18 protein-coding genes are annotated in these 18,269 nt (G+C 54.2%); 17 read left to right on the top strand and 1 reads right to left on the bottom strand.

The annotated features are described in order from the left end of the window. From plsY to BLQ24_RS03050, 6 genes are all read left to right on the top strand, one after another. Window positions 1–615: a glycerol-3-phosphate 1-O-acyltransferase PlsY gene (gene plsY, locus BLQ24_RS03025; RefSeq protein WP_090162535.1), complete on the top strand. Its 615-nt coding sequence runs from the start codon at window positions 1–3 to the stop codon at window positions 613–615. Further along, window positions 612–1,640, top strand: a complete 1,029-nt coding sequence (locus BLQ24_RS03030) for an NAD(P)H-dependent glycerol-3-phosphate dehydrogenase (protein WP_090162537.1) — start codon at window positions 612–614, stop codon at window positions 1,638–1,640. The genes plsY and BLQ24_RS03030 overlap by 4 nt, the downstream gene beginning before the upstream one ends. Continuing rightward, a complete protein-coding gene (gene miaB / locus BLQ24_RS03035) occupies window positions 1,633–3,063 on the top strand; it encodes a tRNA (N6-isopentenyl adenosine(37)-C2)-methylthiotransferase MiaB (protein WP_090162539.1) in 1,431 nt (476 codons plus the stop codon). The genes BLQ24_RS03030 and miaB overlap by 8 nt, the downstream gene beginning before the upstream one ends. 32 nt (window positions 3,064–3,095) lie before the next feature. After that, complete coding sequence (locus tag BLQ24_RS03040; protein ID WP_090162542.1) at window positions 3,096–4,457, top strand: MurT ligase domain-containing protein; 1,362 nt, start codon at window positions 3,096–3,098, stop codon at window positions 4,455–4,457. Window positions 4,458–4,459: 2 nt separating this feature from the next. Continuing rightward, window positions 4,460–5,221, top strand: coding sequence for a type 1 glutamine amidotransferase (locus tag BLQ24_RS03045; protein ID WP_090162544.1), 762 nt, complete (start codon window positions 4,460–4,462; stop codon window positions 5,219–5,221). Window positions 5,222–5,298: 77 nt separating this feature from the next. Then, a complete protein-coding gene (locus BLQ24_RS03050) occupies window positions 5,299–6,036 on the top strand; it encodes a site-2 protease family protein (RefSeq protein ID WP_163427204.1) in 738 nt (245 codons plus the stop codon). Between the two features lie 502 nt (window positions 6,037–6,538). Here the strand turns inward: BLQ24_RS03050 and thrS are convergent. Further along, window positions 6,539–8,311, bottom strand: coding sequence for a threonine--tRNA ligase (thrS, locus tag BLQ24_RS03055; protein WP_090162548.1), 1,773 nt, complete (start codon window positions 8,309–8,311; stop codon window positions 6,539–6,541). A gap of 277 nt (window positions 8,312–8,588) precedes the next feature. Between thrS and BLQ24_RS03060 the strand changes: the two genes are divergently transcribed. From BLQ24_RS03060 to rpsO, 11 genes are all read left to right on the top strand, one after another. Beyond that, window positions 8,589–9,083 (top strand): ribosome maturation factor RimP, encoded by a 495-nt coding sequence (locus BLQ24_RS03060; protein ID WP_090162550.1) that lies wholly within the window; start codon window positions 8,589–8,591, stop codon window positions 9,081–9,083. A 12-nt stretch (window positions 9,084–9,095) separates the two neighbouring features. Beyond that, the gene (gene nusA / locus BLQ24_RS03065) at window positions 9,096–10,337 is read left to right on the top strand and encodes a transcription termination factor NusA (RefSeq protein ID WP_090162552.1); all 1,242 of its coding nucleotides are present in this window, start codon (window positions 9,096–9,098) and stop codon (window positions 10,335–10,337) included. After that, window positions 10,318–10,626, top strand: a complete 309-nt coding sequence (locus BLQ24_RS03070; RefSeq protein ID WP_163427205.1) for a YlxR family protein — start codon at window positions 10,318–10,320, stop codon at window positions 10,624–10,626. Before nusA ends, BLQ24_RS03070 begins: the two co-directional genes overlap by 20 nt. Next, window positions 10,610–10,957: a L7Ae/L30e/S12e/Gadd45 family ribosomal protein gene (locus tag BLQ24_RS03075; RefSeq protein ID WP_143004236.1), complete on the top strand. Its 348-nt coding sequence runs from the start codon at window positions 10,610–10,612 to the stop codon at window positions 10,955–10,957. Before BLQ24_RS03070 ends, BLQ24_RS03075 begins: the two co-directional genes overlap by 17 nt. Next, window positions 10,938–13,670 carry a translation initiation factor IF-2 gene (gene infB, locus BLQ24_RS03080; RefSeq protein ID WP_090162558.1) on the top strand — a complete coding sequence of 911 codons (2,733 nt, stop codon included), beginning with the start codon at window positions 10,938–10,940 and terminating at the stop codon, window positions 13,668–13,670. The genes BLQ24_RS03075 and infB overlap by 20 nt, the downstream gene beginning before the upstream one ends. A 7-nt stretch (window positions 13,671–13,677) precedes the next feature. Next, complete coding sequence (locus BLQ24_RS03085; RefSeq protein ID WP_090162560.1) at window positions 13,678–14,433, top strand: EFR1 family ferrodoxin; 756 nt, start codon at window positions 13,678–13,680, stop codon at window positions 14,431–14,433. Window positions 14,434–14,460: 27 nt separating this feature from the next. Then, on the top strand, window positions 14,461–14,832 hold the full coding sequence (rbfA, locus tag BLQ24_RS03090) for a 30S ribosome-binding factor RbfA (RefSeq protein ID WP_090162562.1): 372 nt from the start codon (window positions 14,461–14,463) through the stop codon (window positions 14,830–14,832). Window positions 14,833–14,842: 10 nt separating this feature from the next. Continuing rightward, entirely contained in the window at window positions 14,843–15,832 is a 990-nt protein-coding gene (locus tag BLQ24_RS03095) for a DHH family phosphoesterase (protein WP_090162564.1), read from the top strand. Between the two features lies 1 nt (window position 15,833). After that, on the top strand, window positions 15,834–16,823 hold the full coding sequence (gene truB, locus BLQ24_RS03100; RefSeq protein ID WP_090162566.1) for a tRNA pseudouridine(55) synthase TruB: 990 nt from the start codon (window positions 15,834–15,836) through the stop codon (window positions 16,821–16,823). Then, the gene (locus tag BLQ24_RS03105; protein WP_090162568.1) at window positions 16,820–17,785 is read left to right on the top strand and encodes a bifunctional riboflavin kinase/FAD synthetase; all 966 of its coding nucleotides are present in this window, start codon (window positions 16,820–16,822) and stop codon (window positions 17,783–17,785) included. Before truB ends, BLQ24_RS03105 begins: the two co-directional genes overlap by 4 nt. Window positions 17,786–17,906: 121 nt before the next feature. Next, window positions 17,907–18,173 carry a 30S ribosomal protein S15 gene (rpsO, locus tag BLQ24_RS03110; protein ID WP_090162569.1) on the top strand — a complete coding sequence of 89 codons (267 nt, stop codon included), beginning with the start codon at window positions 17,907–17,909 and terminating at the stop codon, window positions 18,171–18,173. The last annotated feature ends 96 nt before the right edge of the window (window positions 18,174–18,269 follow it).

Below are 18,269 nucleotides of genomic sequence, written 5' to 3' on the forward strand. Positions count from 1 at the left end.
ATGGAACAGATCAGTCTGAGTTTCGTCATCGCCATGATTGTGGCCTATCTTCTGGGGAATATTTCTCCTTCCACGATCCTCGGCAGGATGCACGGAATTGATATCAAGAAAGAGGGCAGCGGCAACGCCGGTGCCACCAATACTCTTCGCGTCCTGGGGCCCAGGGCAGCCGCAGTCACCTTCCTGGTGGATGTGATGAAAGGGGTCATGGCGGTCATTCTCGCAGAACAGATGGCCGGTCCGGCCGCCGGACGATGGGCGTGTCTTTTCGTCATGCTGGGCCATGTATGGCCTGTGGTGCTCCGGTTCCGGGGCGGCAAGGGAGTGGCAGTGTCCTTCGGCGCCATTCTTGCCGTCAACTGGAAGCTGGCGCTGCTGCTGCTGCTGATTGTGGTGGTGGCCGTGGTGATCACCCGGAAGGTATCCTTCGGCTCCATCGCTGCGTGTGTGAGTTTCCCGGTGCTGGGATATCTCCTGGAGCGGGAATTCATGCCGGTGGGGGTCATTATGGCGCTGATCATTCTGTATGCGCATCGTTCCAACATCGGCAGACTTATGCGGGGAGAAGAGAATTCGATTCACTTCAGCCGGAAAAAGGAGGATCATCAGTCATGAAAAAAACAATTGCGGTGATCGGTGCAGGAAGCTGGGGCACCGCTCTGGCCATGACCCTGGCCCATAACGGCCATACGGTGAAACTGACCACCAGAAGCAGGGAACATATTCAGCAGATGCGGGAGACCCGCAGAAATGAGCGTTATCTTCCGGGGATTCGCCTGGAGGACGGCATTCAGGTTGTGGATACAGATTATGAGGCGATTGAAGGGGCGGATATGGTGGTATTCGCCGCACCGGCCCAGCATTTCCGGGACGCTTTCGTTCACGCCGTATCCGCCATCGACGACGGAACCATCATCGTCAACGTGGCCAAGGGAATCGAACGGGGAACCCTGATGACTTTGTCCCAGGTAGCCCACATTCTCCGGCGGGATCTGCCGTACGTCACCCTGTCCGGTCCTTCCCACGCGGAGGAAGTATGCCGGTTCATGCCCACTACGGTGGTGGCGGCATCCCGGGACCAGGAAGCGGCCAGGGCCGTGCAGGATGTATTCATGTCGGAGCGTTTCCGGGTGTACACCAGCAGCGACGTGATCGGCGTGGAGCTGGGAGGCGCACTGAAGAATATCATTGCGCTGGGCGCCGGCGTTTCCGACGGAATCGGGTTCGGTGACAATGCGAAGGCGGCGCTGATGACCCGGGGTATCACGGAGATGACCCGTCTGGGAGTGGCTATGGGAGCGAAACCTTCCACGTTTGCCGGGCTGTCTGGTGTGGGGGACCTGATTGTCACCTGTACTTCCATGCATTCCCGGAACCGCCGCTGCGGTATTCTGATGGGACAGGGCAAGTCCCCGGAGGAAGCCCAGAAGGAAGTGGGCATGGTGGTGGAGGGAATCACCACCTGCGAGGCGGCCTTCAAGCTGCGCCGGACGAAGCACGTGGAGATGCCGATCACAGAATGTATTTACAGATGTATCAAGGGGGAGATCGGACCGGAGGAAGCGGTGAGTCTCCTGATGACCAGAGAGAAAAAGGACGAGGTCCAGCCGGATCTCGATTTCGGAGAGGTTCATGGATAAAACATTTCATATTACAACATTCGGATGTCAGATGAACGAGCATGACTCGGAGATTATGGCGGGTATGCTTCTGGAGCGGGGCTACCGGCAGGAAAAGGAACGGAAAGACGCGAACATCGAGATCATCAATACCTGCAGCGTCCGGGAAAATGCGGACAAGCGGTTCTTCGGAACCCTGGGACAGCTGAAGCGCCGCCACGAGAAGGACCCGGACTTCGTGGTCTGTGTGTGCGGATGCATGATGCAGCAGCAGCGCATCATCGACCAGCTGAAGGCGAAATATCCGTGGGTGGACCTGATTTTCGGCACCCACAACATCAGCCGCATGCCGGATCTTCTGGAGAACGTGCTTTCCCGGCGGGACCAGGAAATTGAAATCTGGGACGGGGGGAGAGAGATCGTGGAAGGTCTGCCTGCCCGGCGGCTGTTCCGGAGCAAGGCGTTTGTGAATATCACATTCGGATGCAATAATTTTTGTACATACTGCATCGTACCGTATACCAGGGGCCGGGAGCGGAGCCGGGCGCCGGAAGAAATTCTGAAGGAAATCTGCGGCCTGGCTGCGGACGGGGTGAAGGAAGTGACGCTGCTGGGGCAGAATGTGAACTCCTACCGGGGGACATATGAGGATCCGGCGACAAAGGACAGGGCGGCGGACCGTTCGGCCGACTATGATTACTGTTCCTTCAGCCACCTCATCCGGCTGATTGCGGAGATCGACGGCATCGAAAGAATCCGGTTCATGACTTCCCACCCGAAGGATTTGTCCGACGAATTGATCCGCACATTTGCGAATACACCGAAGTTGTGCCATAATATCCATTTGCCGGTGCAGTCGGGATCCGACCGGATTCTGAAGCGGATGAACCGGCACTATGACAGGGAGAAATATCTGGGTCTGGTGGAGAAGCTCCGCCGGGCCGTGCCGGACATGACGATTTCAACGGATATCATCGTGGGGTTCCCGGGAGAGACGGAGGAGGACTTCGAGGATACCCTGGATATCGTCCGTCGGGTGCGGTATGATTCTGCGTTCACGTTCCTCTATTCGATCCGGAAGGGAACGCCGGCCGCAGAGTATGAAGACCAGGTTCCGGAAGAAGTGAAGCATGAACGGTTCAACCGTCTGGTGGAACTGGTGGATCAGATCAGCGCCGAGAAGAATGCGGCGTATGAGGGTACGGTCCGGCAGGTGCTGGTGGAGGGCCGCAGCAAGCGGAACCGCGGCTCACTGTCGGGAAGAACGGACGGCTTCAAGCTGGTCAACTTCCCTGCGGATCCGAAGAACCTCCCGGAGGAGGTCAGAGGCGATGCCCGGACGGTGCAGGAGATGGAAGACCGTCTAACCGGACATTTCGTGAATGTGAAAATCACGAAGGGGAAGACATTCAGCCTGGAAGGGCAGATCGTTTCAGAGAATTAATACGTTACATGTAACAGGAGGCTGAGTTTACTATGAAATTCATTATCGCGCTCTGGTACGGCAAGCTGATCAACAAACTTGTCAATCTGATCGATAAGTCCCGGGGATCGAATGTGGCCGGTCAGCACGCCATGAAGATCGATCCGGAAATGATCCGTCATTTCAAGGGAATCGATCCTGAGAAGGTGCTGTTCATTACCGGAACGAACGGAAAATCTACGACAAACAATCTGATCAATCACGTGCTGACGACCAACGGAAAGAAAGTGGTCACCAACCTGGAGGGGGCGAATCTGATCTGGGGTGTCACCACGGCGCTGATCAAGGCATCCACGCTTTCCGGAAGAGTGGATGCGGACTATTACGTCTTCGAGACGGACGAACGCTATATCGGCCTGATCCGGGAACAGCTCCCGGCCTGCAACGTACTGATTACCAATCTGCAGAAGGACCAGGTACAGAGAAACGGTGATCCGGATTTCATCATGCGGAAGTTTGCGAAGATGATGGACGGCGCCGGCATGAGAATGTTCCTGAACAACGAGGAACCGCGTTCCCGGGGATTCGACCGGTTCGCATCGAAAGTGGTGACCTATGGAGCAGAGAAGCATTCCCGTGCATTCATGAAGGGAACAAGCTATGTCACCATGCCTTGCCCGAAGTGTCATCACAGAATCAGCTTCGATTTCTATAACAACGACGGTGTGGGACAGTTCCACTGCACCCACTGCGGCAACGCCAGCCAGCCGGAAGCGGATTACTGCGCAAAGAATGCAGATTTCGAAGGCCGGACGTTCACAATTGACGGTGTTCCGTTCACAATGCCTCTGAACAATCCGCACATGCTGTATAATTATGCGGCCACGGCCGCAGTGGCGAAGGAAATGGCGGGAATCAGCATTGAAGATACTGCGAAGTCCTTCGAAACGTTCCATAATATCGGCGGACGGGACGAAGTGCTGCATTATCAGGGAAAGACCATCACCTATATGCGGATCAAGCAGGAAAATCCGGAGACTCTACAGACGATCCTGAACATTATCGCAGCGGATCCCCGGGAGAAGATGGTGGTTCTGGGCTTCGGCACCGTTTCCGACTTCACTCCGTACTACTCCAATACGTTCTACACTTATGACTGCGACTGGTCCCGGATCGAGGCGTCTCATGTGGAAAGCTACTACTGCTTCACGGAGGATGTCTGCTGCGATGCGGCTAACCGTCTGATCTACGAAGGGGTTGATCCTTCGAAGATCATCATTGAGGATACGGACAGCAACGATAATCTGTTCCGGGCCATCGGAAATGCGAAGACCGACACGGTCTACATGATTACGAAGCTGCATTCGTTCGAATCCATGGAAAAATATATTGAAGAACACGAAGGAGGCAGATAAGGATGAGTGAGTTCAAGATCGCATGGCTGTTCCCGGATACAATGTATCTGCACGGGGAACGGGGGAATATTCTGGCCCTGGCGAGATACGCAGAATTCGCAGGATATATGCCTTCTGTGGTGAAAGTGGACTTCGATACAGAGGACTTCGATCCGGCGGCGTACGATATCCTTTTCATGGCTCCGGGAGAGGTGGTGTCCTTCCCGTCCGTCATCCAGTGGCTCAGACCGTATCGGGACAAGCTGGAGGCTTATGTTGCGTCCGGCCGGCCGATGCTGGTGACCGGCACATCTATCGGTCTGTTTGGCCGGAAAATCACCAGAGAAGACGGCACCGTTTTCGAGGGACTGGGAATGATCGGTCTGGAAACAAAGGAAAGGGATTCTGTATACGGTGACGATGATTACTTCCGTGTGAACTATAACGGGGAGGAAATGGAGATCATCGGCAGTACAATTCAGATGTGCGACTTCCGGATGGAGGATGAGAAACCGTTCGGAGAGCTGATCTACGGATATGGCAACAACGGGAAGGACCGTCAGGAAGGGGTGCAGGTACGCAATGCCGTGTTTACCAATGCACTGGGACCGGTACTGGTGTGCAATCCGTGGCTGACGAAGGAAATGATCCGGGTGGCAGCAGCCGTCCGGGGGGATGGAGACGTCCCGATCGATGCGGATATGTCTCTGGAGAAGAAATCTTTCGAAATGAAGAAGGATTTCAATCTGCACAAGAAGACGAATCTGACGAACTGCGCCGGATAAGAGGAAAATAATATACGGGAAAGTACATTGCAGCCGGAAAGAAATTTCCGGCTGTCATGCTATCAGGAGGAAAGAACATGAATCAAATGAGAAGAAACCAGATATTCTTTCTGGCGGTCATCATCATGATGGTGGTGACGAATCTGCTGAACGGCCGGTATTCCAATCCCGGGGCATGGCTCATGGAAGAACTTCTCATGCTGCCGGGCATTGTGATCGGCCTCAGTTTCCATGAGTTCGGACACGCCGCTGCATCGGTTCTGCTGGGGGATCCCACGCCGAAGCAGCAGGGGAGGCTGACACTGAATCCCGCGGCTCATATGGACATTTTCGGCTTCGTGTGCCTGCTGTTTGCAGGATTCGGCTGGGGTGTGCCGGTGGAGATTGATCCCCGGAATTATAAGCATCCCAGACGGGATGAACTGATTGTTTCCCTGGCAGGGGTTGTGATGAACTTCCTCACTGCAGTGGTTTTCGCTCTGCTCATGCGTCTGATGATCCGTGGCGGGCTGGTGCTGGACGAGGCCTCCCAGGCGGCGGATCTTCCGACCATACTGTTCGACATCCTTCGCTACGTGGTGCAGATTAACGTGGTGCTGATGGTATTCAATCTGCTGCCTTGTCCTCCTCTGGACGGATTCGGCATTCTGACTCAGATTTTCAACCTTCGGAAATACCGGTGGTATTATCCGCTCTATTCGAACGGCGGTGTGATTCTGATCCTGCTGATTTTCCTCAGAGGTGTGGATCTGGTGCTGGATCCGGGCATTCGGATTGTCTGGAGCTGGCTCATGAATACGATTGTACTCGGTTAGCGAACAATCGTATTTATGAAAAATACAATCGGTTTACTCATTTTTGTTTAGGTTAACTCTTGTTCGCCGTGTGGGGGTGCTGTTTTCAACACCCCCCCGAAGGCTTGATTTCATGCGGTTTCACCGTTTTCCACATGAGATTTGAAAATTGTATACGATTTCATCGACATTTGCATGTTGATAATTGAACGACTTGAAAACATTGAAATTTCAATGTTGATATTAAAAACGAGATTTTGTCAAGTTCGAGTTATCCACAATTTTTATCTTTTGTAATTTTGTTCGCAGTTTGTTCCGCCGGTTTCCGGGAACTGTCGTAAAATTCATGCAGACATCCACTTTCTCTCGAAAAAAAGAACAGATATGCGAGCTTTTCTGACGACGAAAATAATCGCTCGGTTCGTTTTCGGAGAATGAAAAAGGCCTTCCTCCCACCTGTCCGATGGGGGAGGAAAGCCCTGTATGAGGTTATTTCTCTGTTTGCTGTGATGTCAGGAAGGGACTACTGAAAGTCTTCTGTCAGCTCCAGTGTGTGCGCTTCATTCAGGCTGCGGCATACTTCCACAAACTTGTCCAGCGGCACATTCTGAATCTGCCTGTTGGACCCTCTGACATTGATGGAGACGGTGTTTTCTTCGGCTTCCCGGTCACCGACAACCAGAATGTACGGATCCTTGTAGTGCTTGAAGTTCTTGATCTTTTCCTTCATGTTCTTCTCTGCGTAATCCGCTTCGACACGGACGCCCGCCTTGGTCAGAACTTCTTCCACGTGCTTTGCATATTCGTTATGCTGCTGACGGATTGGAACGACGGCAACCTGCTCCGGGGACAGCCAGAACGGGAACGCTCCCTTGAAGTTTTCTGTCAGGATACCGATATAACGCTCCATAGAGCCGAAAATCGCACGGTGCACCATGACCGGCATCTTCTGGGTGCCGTCCTGGGCAGTGTACTTCAGTCCGAAATTCAGCGGCAGCTGGAAATCCAGCTGGATGGTGCCCATCTGCCATTCTCTTCCCAGTGCATCTGTCATCTTCAGGTCGATCTTCGGACCGTAGAAGGCACCGTCGCCTTCATTCAGCTCGTAATTACCTTCTCCGTACTTGTCGTTCAGGATGGCCTTCAGATCCGCCTCTGCCTGATTCCAGGTTTCGATGTCTCCCATGAAGTCCTCCGGTCGGGTGGAGAGCTCTGCCTTGTAAGTCAGACCGAAGGTGCCGTAGATCTGGCCGGCGATATCCATGATATCATTGATTTCGTCTGCCACCTGTTCTTCTGTGAGCAGGATGTGTGCGTCGTCCTGACGGAACATCTGAACACGGAAGAGACCGTTCAGCTCACCGGACTTCTCTCTTCTGTGAATGACGTCTGTCTGGGAGATCCGGAAAGGCAGGTCCTTGTAGCTTCTCACATTTCTCTTGTAAACCAGAATCGCATTCGGGCAGTTCATCGGCTTCACTGCGAATACTCTGCCGTCTTCGTTGTCATCCGGAATAACGAACATGTTTTCCTTGTAGTGTCCCCAGTGACCGGAGGTCTCCCACAGATCCGAGCTGCTGATCACCGGTCCGGAAATTTCCATATAGTTATGTTCTCTGTGGATGCCTCTCCAGAATTCCTGGAGTGCGTTGAAGAGCTTCCAGCCTCTCGGCAGCCAGAACGGCATGCCCGGCGCACTCGGGTCGAACATGAACAGATCCAGTTCCCTGCCCAGTTTCTTGTGATCTCTTTCCTTTGCTTCCTGAACCAGCTTCAGGTGCTCCTTCAGCTGTTTCTTGTCCGGGAAAGCGTATACATAGATGCGCTGCAGCTGTTCTCTGTTCTCGTCGCCCTTCCAGTAAGAACCGGATGCGGACTTGATCTGGAATGCAACGTTCATCAGTTCCTGGGAATTGTCCACATGAGGACCGGTGCACAGATCCACATAATCCTCACCTGTATAGTAGATGGAAATGGTTTCCCCTTCCGGGAGATCCTGAATCAGCTCTGTCTTGAATTTCTGGTCCTTGAAAATCTCCAGTGCTTCTTCTCTGGATACTTCCTTCCGGGTCCAGTCTTCTCTGCGCTTGATGATTTCGCGCATTTTCTCCTCGATTCCCTTGAAATCGCTGTCCTTCACAGTTTCCGGAAGGAGGAAATCATAGTAGAATCCGTCTGCAATCTGCGGTCCGATCGCATACTGTACGTTTTCTTTTCCATAAACTTCGATTACCGCCTTGGCCAGAATGTGGGCCATGGAGTGACGGTATACGTTCAAAAATTCTTCTCTTTCCATACGTATCACCTTATTATATGTATTTTATTCATTGTAACAACTTAAATACTGATTATATAGCACCATATATGAAAAGTAAAGTTATCCGGAGGAATTCGGAAGGAACCGGGGGAGCGGCCTGCGGAAGGACCGGAGAACCAGAATTTGCAGGGCTTTGGAGGAAGAGATTCGTTGACACGAAGTGTGCTTTGTGATACTATACCTATGGTTATTCATTATTGTCTCGTCGAAAGAGTGGGGGTTCCCCACTCTTTCCGTTTTGTATAGGAGGATTCAGATGGCGAAAGCGCAGGAAATCAGACAGTTTACAGAGAATGTTCTGGCTGATTATCTCACGGAGCACGGTCTGGAACTGTACCATGTGGATTTCAGAAAAGAAGGGAAAGACTGGTATCTGAATGTCTTCGTGGATCGGATCCAGAACGACCCGGAAGGGAAGGAACTCTACGTCAGCAGTGATGACTGTGAGATGGTCAGCCGGTATCTGAGCGACCGGCTGGATGAAAGTGATCCGATTCAGCAGGAATACATGCTGATGGTCAGTTCTCCGGGAATGGACCGGACACTGTATGAGCAGAAGCAGTACGACCGCTATGCCGGCCGTCCGGTGGATGTGAAGCTGTACAGCAGTATCAATAAGAAAAAAGAATTTCACGGCGAACTGGTCGGCCTGATCGACGGGGAAGTTGTGATCATAGATGAAGACGACGGTGAAACGAAGAAATTTCCGCTGCAGCAGGTGGTCAGAACCAGCCTGGCAGTAGTATTCTAAGGAGGAAGCAGAATGAACAAGGAATTTATCGAAGCTCTCGAGGAGCTCGAGAAGGACAAGCATGTCTCGAAGGAAGTGATTCTCGATGCAGTGGAGCAGGCATTGGTTTCCGCATACAAGAAGAACTACGGAAATTATCAGAACTGCTCTGTGGCCATCGACAGGGAAACCGGAGAAGTCCGGGTGCTGATGAGCAAGGACGTGGTGGCAGATGAGGATCTGATCGACGATATGCTGGAAGTGTCTTTGACGGAGGCGCAGCAGATTGACCCGCGTTATGAGATCGGCGACGTGATCCGTTTTGCCGTCATCCCGAAGGATTTCGGAAGAATTGCCGCCCAGACGGCGAAGCAGGTGGTGGTTCAGAAGATCCGGGAGGCGGAACGCAGCATGGTCTATGACGAGTTCATCACACGCAAGGAGGAAATCGTAAATGGAACAGTATCCCGGAAGAGCGGCGCCACGCTGTTCGTCAGCCTCGGCAGTGCAGAGGGCATTCTGTCCGCCAATGAACAGGTACCGGGGGAGACCTTCGAGGTAAGAGAACATCTGAAAGTCTACATCATGGATGTGAAGAACACCGCCAAGGGACCGCAGGTATTCCTCTCCCGTTCCCATCCGGGACTGGTGAAGGGTCTGTTCGAACAGGAAGTGCCGGAAATCCAGGACGGCACAGTGGAGATCCGGAGCATCGCCAGAGAGGCGGGTTCCAGAACGAAGATGGCCGTTTCCTCCAATGACGAAAATGTGGATCCGGTGGGTGCCTGCGTGGGTACGAGAGGCAGCCGGGTGCAGACTGTGGTGGATGAACTGAGCGGTGAGAAGATCGACATTATTTTCTGGAGCGATGATCCGGCGGAACTGATTGCCAATGTCCTGAGTCCGGCGGATGTGGAGATGGTCATTATCGAGAATGAGGAAGAGAAGAATGCCACTGCGGTGGTGCCGGACTTCCAGCTTTCCCTGGCCATCGGCAAGCAGGGACAGAATGTTCGTCTGGCGGCAAAGGTCAGCGGGTGGAAGATCGACATCAAGAGTCACTCTCAGTACGAGCAGCTCCGTGCGGAAGGCGCCTATGATGATGCCCGTGACTACGACGAAGAAGAAGATTACGCTGTGCTGGAAAACAGCGGGGAAACGGCGGAAATGCCGGAAGAGGATGTGCTGATTGCGGAAGATCCGGATGGAGATGCGAAGGAGACGCCGGAAGAAGCACCTTCGGAGGAGGCAGCCGGTGAGCAGGAGGAAGAATAAGCAGCATACGCCGCCCATGCGGCGCTGTGCAGGCTGTATGGAATCGCATCCGCAGCAGGAGATGATCCGCATCGTTCTCCGGGACGGCGTTCTGGTGCCGGACCCGGAGCGGAATCTGAACGGCAGAGGCGTTTACCTTTGTCCGAAGGAATCCTGCTGGGAACTGGCGCGCAGGAAACGGGGCTTCAGCCGGGCATTCCGCCAGGGCATACCCGATGAGGCGGTACAGACGCTGATCGAAGAGATCCGCGGAATCCGGGAGGTGAAGTCCGGTGACAGCCAGCAGTAAGATGTTGTCCTATCTGGGATTTGCCCGCAAGTCGGGAAACCTGATGCGGGGATACAACACCTGCCTCTCTCTGGTGGAGAGCGGGAAGGTCCGTCTGCTGATTGTGGCGGAAGACGGCGCAGAAGGAACGAAGAAGCGATTCCGGCAGAAATGTGCAGTATCGGGGACTGCATTCAGAATATATGGAAACAGTGATGAACTTTCGAGAATGACCGGCGGCGGGGGCACGGTATATGCTGTGACAGACGAGAATTTCGCGAATGTGATCATCAGAGAGATAGATCGAACCGGATCGGAAGGAGAGATGTGTAATGACGAAAAAGGTATTTGAACTTGCCCGGGAATTGGGGGTTTCGAGTAAGGAACTGATCTCGAAAGCCGCAGAAGCGGGTATCAAGGTGAAGACGCATATGAGCGTCCTGTCTGACAGCGATATCGAGACAATCGGAAAGGTGATGCACAAGGATACCGGCGCTTCCGAAAAGAAGAGCAGCGGCATCGGCGTTGCGGTTGTGGATGAAGAATACCTGGCAAACAAGCACAAGGGGCCGAAGGAACAGCCGATCGTGGATGAGGCATATTTCGAACGGAAGAAGGAAGAAAAGAAAGAGAGCGAAGAGCTGAAGACCGCGCCGGAGAAACCGGTGACGGAAGGGAAGCCGGAGGCTGCAGCGAAGGAGCAGAAGGCCGAAAAGCAGGAGGCGCCGGAGAAGAAGCAGGAAACCGGGGAAGAGGAGAAACCATCCGCCGGAAAGCCGGCTGCCGTGAAGTCCGAGAAGGCGGAGAAGACCGAGAAGGCAGAAGAGAAGAAGACCGGGAAGCAGGACGAAAAGGCAGAAGAGAAGAAGAAAGAAAAGAAACCGGAGGAGCCGACCATCAAGATGGCGGAGTCCGAGCGGATCAGCATTCCGAAGATCAAGATCATCAGCCGCGGTGCAGACCGGAAGAAGGCTGCGAAGAAGAAGGCTGAAGAAAAGAAGAGTCAGGGACAGAATAACAAGCGGGGAGACCGAAATGAACGGGGTTCCCGGAATGACCGCCGCAGCAGCAATGAGGGCGGAAACCGCAGAAGGCACAGTGGCAGTACCCCGGCTGCGTCTTCCGGCGGAGAGAATGCCGGCGGATCTTCCGGAAACAGCAGAGGAAAGAAATTCAAGTCCTTCCATGACAGACCGCACAACAAGTTCGAGAAGTTCGAGCGGAAGTCCCTGGAGAAGAAGGAACGGAAGAAGTACGTCAGCAAGCAGAAGGAAGTGGAGCCGGAAATCATCGAGGAAGTTCTGCCGGAAGGTACCTTCAAGCTGGATGTGCCAATTACGGTGGCGGGCTTCTGTGAACAGACTGATATGTCCACATCCAATGTCATCATGACGCTGATGAAGATGGGCATCATGGCGAACATCAATCAGGTGCTGGACGAGGATACTGTGCAGCTCCTGGCGGAGGAACTGGGCATCACCGTGGTTGTCGGTGAGGTTGAGCAGGAAGAAGTGGAAGAAGGCATCGAGGACTTCGAAGATGATGAGAAGGATCTGAAGCCGCGTCCGCCGGTCATCACCGTCATGGGTCACGTTGACCACGGTAAGACTTCCATTCTGGATGCCATCCGGAAGACGAATGTCACCGCTAAGGAATACGGCGGCATCACCCAGCACATCGGTGCTTCTGAAGTACAGATCAATGGCAAGAAGATCGTGTTCCTGGATACACCGGGTCACGAAGCGTTCACGGCCATGCGTGCCCGGGGCGCCCAGATCACGGATATTGCGGTTCTGGTGGTGGCGGCAGACGACTCCGTCAAGCCGCAGACCGTGGAATCCATCAGCCACGCGAAGGCGGCCGGCGTTCCGATGATCGTCGCCATCAACAAGATGGATAAGCCGGGTGCGAACCCGGATCGGGTGAAGAAGGATCTGGCTGACCACGGCGTTCTGGTGGAAGACTGGGGCGGCGAGGTCATCAGTGTTCCGGTTTCCGCCAAGACCGGAGAAGGCATCAAGGAACTTCTGGAAATGATTCTGCTGCAGGCGGATATGATGGAGCTGAAGGCGAATCCGGACCGTCTGGCCATGGGATCTGTCATCGAAGCGAGACTGGACAAGGCCAGAGGACCGGTTGCGACCCTGCTGGTAACCAACGGCACCCTGAAGGCCGGACAGAGCATCGTGGCGGGAACCTGCTCCGGCAGGATCCGTCTGATGACAGATTACAAGGGAAAGAAGATCCGCAAGGCAGGACCGGCCACCGCTGTGGAGGTTCTGGGACTGACCGATGTGCCGCAGGCCGGTGATAATTTCAACGCCGTGAAGGACGACAAGACCGCCCGGTCCATCGCCCAGAGAAGATCCGAAAAACTCCGGGAAGAGACGATGACGAGAAATTCCAGCATGTCTCTGGAGAAACTCTTCAGCCAGATCAAGGAAGGCGAAACCAAGGAGCTGAATCTGGTGATAAAAGCAGACGTACAGGGCTCTGTCGGCGCCATGGTCACTTCTCTGGAGAAGCTGAACAACGACGAAGTGAAGGTCAATGTCATCCACTCCGGCGTGGGTACCGTGAACGAATCCGACGTCATGCTGGCGGGCACATCCAATGCGGTCATCATCGGCTTCAACGTCAGACCGAGCAGTGCTGTCAGTTCCATGGCGGATCAGCAGAACGTCGAAATCAGACTTTATACTGTTATCTACGACGCACTGAACGATGTGGAAGCAGCCATGAAGGGTATGCTGGAGCCGGATGTGAAGGAAGAACTGCTGGGTAAGGCGACGATCCGGGATACTTTCAAGGTGCCGGGTGTGGGCATTATCGGCGGTGCATATGTCACCGAAGGAAAGCTGGCCAGAAATGCTCAGATCCGTCTGGTCCGGGACGGCATCCTGATCCACGAAGGAAAGATCTCCTCTCTGAAGAGATTCAAGGACGATGCCAAGGAAGTCAACCAGGGATATGAGTGCGGTATCGGTATTGAAGATTACAACGATATCAAGGTGGATGATACCATCGAGTGTTTCCACATGGTTGAAGTGAAGAAGGAAGATTAATCACATTATGATATTCTGTTTCAGCGGAACCGGGAATTCGCTGCATGCGGCGAAGCGGGTTCAGGAAAAATTCGGCGGAGAGCTGGTGGATATGGCCGCCGCTCTCCGGGGCGGAACGGTGTCGTACGGATTCAAGCCCGGGGAGATGGCGGTGTTCGTCTTCCCGGTGTACTTCGATGCCCTGCCGGTGCCGGTTACTGATTTCATTCAGGCATTCCGCATTTCGGAAGGAGAACCGGACATTGTGGGCATCGCCACCTGCGGGGGCAGCGCCGGGGGAACGGACCGGATATTCCGGAAGCTGATGCGCCGGAAGGGGCTTCGTGTCCAGGCGTTCTACGATGTGAAGATGCCGGACAACTGCATCTTCTGGCTGAAACCGCCGATTCGGGAAGCCGCCCTCATGACACTGAAGCACTCGGATGACAGATTGAGTGATATTCTGGAATCCATGCAGTATAATTACCGCGTGCCGTACCGGTCCTCTGGTGCGGCGGGGGTGGGGAGCGCCCTGGGAAGTGCCGTCTCCGGTGCACTTCTGGGAACCGGGTCCTTCTCTGTGGACGATACCTGCGTGGGCTGCGGACTCTGTGCGAGGATCTGCCCGGCCGGCGTCATCCGGATGGAGGAAAACAGACCGGTGTGGGAGAAGTCCCGGTGCTGGAAATGCGCCGGCTGTATCAACCGGTGCCCACAGGAGGCGATCCAGTACGGCAGAGGTTCCCGGAAGAAATTCCGGTACTGTCATCCCGACCTGAAATAAGTAATAACCCGATGGAGGGGGACAAGAATGGGAAATGCATACAGACAGGGCATGCTGGGTGAGGAAATCAAAAAAATCATCAGCCGCATGCTGCTCCGTCAGCTGAAAGATCCGCGTCTCGACCACATGATCAGTGTGGTGGATGTGGAAGTCACGAAGGACGGAAGTTACGCCACCTGCTGGATCACCGTGCTGGATCTGGCCGGAGACGAGGCGAAGAAAAAAGAACGGGAAGAGGAAGTCATCAGCGGCCTGGAGAGTGCGAAGGGAAAGATCCGGCAGGAGATCGGCCGGGAAATCAAGCTTCGCCGGGTGCCGGATCTGATTTTCAAAATCGATCATTCCGAGGACTACGGCCGTCACATAGACCAGGTGCTCCGGGATATCGGAATGGAGTAGCGAAATATTCATGAAAAACAATACCTTTGAAGAAATCGGCTCTGTACTGGAAAGGGCAGATAACATTCTGATTTTTCCCCATCTGAATATGGACGGAGATGCGATGGGATCTTCCGCAGCGCTGTGCCGCATGCTCCGGAACATGGGGAAAAACTGCTGGATCATGCTGAACGACGGTGATGTGGCGGACAATCTCACGTTTATGGACAAAGGCTACTGTACCTGCGATCCGATGACGGTTCCCGCCCCGGAGCTGGCTGTTACCGTGGACTGCAGCGAACCGAAGCGGTTTCCGGAAGTCGGGTGGAAGTACGAACAGGCGCCGGTGAAGATCAGTATTGATCACCACATGATTCAGGAAACGGCCAGCGACTACAATTATATTGACCCGTCCTCCTGTGCCACGGGAGAACTGATCTGGCTGTTGATCAAGGCCATGGGGCAGCCGGCGGACCGGGAGATTGCAGAGGATATCTTCGCTGCCATCACCACCGACAGTGGTAATTTTCAGTATTCCAATACCACGAAACGGACCCACGAGATCGTTGCGGAACTCTTCGACTGCGGACTGGACTGTAACCGGGTGAGTACGGCGCTCTACGAATGTGTCCGTCCGGAGAAACTCCGGCTGAAGAGCCGGGTTCTCTCGGCGGTGGACCTCTTCGGTGACGGGAAACTGGCCATGGCCCGGGTGAACCAGGCATTGCTGAAGGAGACCGGTGCGGTCATGAGTGATGCGGAAGGCATTGTGGCGGAACTCCGAAGCCTGAAGGGCGTGGAAATCGCCGCATTTCTGAAAGAAGGAGAAGAAGGGGAAGTGTACGTCAGTCTCCGGGCCAAGGGATCTGCGGATGTACAGAAAATCGCCGCATCCTTCGGCGGCGGCGGCCATGTGAAAGCGGCAGGCTGCACGCTTCACGGTGCGAAGCTGAACGAAGTGTATGAACAGGTGAAGCAGGCGGCGCTCCTGGCGCTGGAAGCGCAGGAGGGCAGATCGTAGCATGGCGGGAGAAGGCATTATCAACATCCGTAAACCCGGCGGCATGACATCCCATGATGTGGTGGGCCGGGTTCGGCGGATTGTAGGAAAGAAGCGGGTCGGTCATACCGGCACGCTGGATCCGGAGGCCGAAGGGGTTCTGCCGGTGGCCATCGGATCTGCGGCCCGGGTCATGCAGTTTCTGGATCTTGATTTGAAAACTTATCGCTGTGAACTGACACTGGGAAGGGAGACGGACACCGAGGATATCTGGGGAAAGGAAATCCGCCGTGCGCCGGAGGAGCAGGTCAACCGCATCACACCGGAAGAGGTGCTGCGGGTCATGGACGGCTTCCGGGGCGTCATTGATCAGGTTCCGCCCATGTATTCCGCACTGAAAGTGGACGGGAAGCGGCTCTATGAGTATGCCCGGGAAGGGAAACCGGTGGAGGTGAAATCCCGCCGGATCTGTATCCCGGAAATTCATGTGGAGGAAATGATGCTGGGCCGGGGAACCGACAGCCGGATCCGGTTCGAACTCACCTGTACGAAAGGGACGTACGTGCGCACAGTCTGCCACGATGCCGGCGCTGCACTGGGGGTTTCCGCTGTGATGAGCAGCCTGACCCGGACGGTGAGCGGCGCATTCCGCATCGAGGATGCGGTGACTCTGGAAGAACTGGAGGCGATGAATCCCGAGGAAAGGGACCGGGTGATTCGCCCGCCCCAGGAGGCGATGATTCATTTCGGCGAAGTGGTTTTCGAGCCGGAATATGCAAAAAAACTGGTGAACGGACTGAATGTCATGGAGCGTTACGGCAGGATCACGAAAGCGCCGGAGTATCAGGACCGGGACTTCTGGCTGCCCATGGACGAGGCGTACCGCCGGATGTACCTGGCGTTTGACCCATCCCGGCGGTTCCTGGGGGTCGTCCGGGCGGACCGGGACAAAAAATACGGGCAGGTATTTCGTCCGGTGAAAATATTCCTTCAGGGAGGATATGTCATATGATCATCTACAATAATTGGGAGGATGTGAAAGAAATCGAGAAGTCTGCCGTGGCGCTGGGCAATTTCGACGGGGTACATCTGGGTCACCAGAAACTGATCGGAGAAATGGTGCGGGAGGCAGAGAAACAGGGACTGACTTCTGTGGTGTTCACCTTCTCCAATCACCCGCGGAATCTGATCAAGGGAAAAGGCGGCGTGAAGAACATCCTGTACCAGAATGAAAAAGCGAAGATTATCGAAGGTCTGGGTGCCGAGGTGCTGGTGGATATTCCTTTTACAAAGGAAATCATGCAGCTGGACCCGGTGGCTTTCGTGGATCACCTGCTGCTGGAGAAACTGAACATGAAGGCCGCATTTTGTGGATTCAACTACAGCTTCGGCTACAAGGCCCAGGGAACTCCTGAGATTCTCCGCAATATCGGGCTGGACGAGGGTTTCACGGTTTATGAGATGGATCCGTTCAAGATTAACGGCAATATCGTGAGTTCCACCATGATCCGCACCATGATTGCCGCCGGGCAGGTAGAAAAGTGCCCCACCTACATGGGACGTCACTACGCCATCGGCGGGGAAGTGGTGGTCGGCAACAAACTGGGCCGGAAACTGGGTTTCCCCACTTCCAATCTGATGATCGACGAGTCCATGGTGACGCCGCCGAACGGTGTCTACGTGACCTACTGTGTGTATAACGGGAAGCGTTACAAGAGTGTGACCAATGTGGGGGTGAAACCGACCATCGGATCATACAAGAAAAATGTGGAAACCCATATCTTTGATTTTGACAAGATCCTGTATGGTAAACGCATCGTTGTGGAATTTCTGAAGAAGACCCGGGACGAGGTGAAGTTCGACTGCGTGGAGGACCTGTCGGATCAGATCATGCGGGACTGCCGGGAGGCGCTGCAGATTCATCGGGAGATCGAACTGAAAGCCGCAGCGGGAAATGCAGAAATAGAAAAATAACGGCTTGTGACACGGGGTTCCGCATGCTATACTAAATAAGTTGATTTTTTACCCGCACTGGGTTTTGCGCCGCTCCGGCGGATTCTCAGTCAGGGCGTACAGAACGAGAGGAGAAACAGACATGATTACGAAGGAAAAGAAAGAGGCCATTATCGCAGAATACGCTACGAAGGAAGGGGACACCGGCTCTCCGGAAGTTCAGGTAGCGATCCTGACTGCGAGAATCAATGAGCTGAATGAGCATCTTGCCTCCCATCAGAAGGACTTCCATTCCAGAAGAGGTCTGCTGAAGATGGTTGGTAAGAGAAGAAATCTCCTGAACTACCTGAAGGAGAAGGATATCGAGAGATACAGAACGCTCATCAAGCGTCTTGGTCTGAGAAAGTAGTTTCTGTACAGAATCTGGCGGGGCACTGGTGTCCCGCCGGTTTTTTTAGAATCAACCGCATGCCGGAAAACAGAAATGACGGAAGACTGACTGCGT

The organism is Eubacterium pyruvativorans, from assembly GCF_900102225.1.
In the GTDB taxonomy this organism is placed as follows: domain Bacteria; phylum Bacillota; class Clostridia; order Peptostreptococcales; family Anaerovoracaceae; genus Aminicella; species Aminicella pyruvativorans.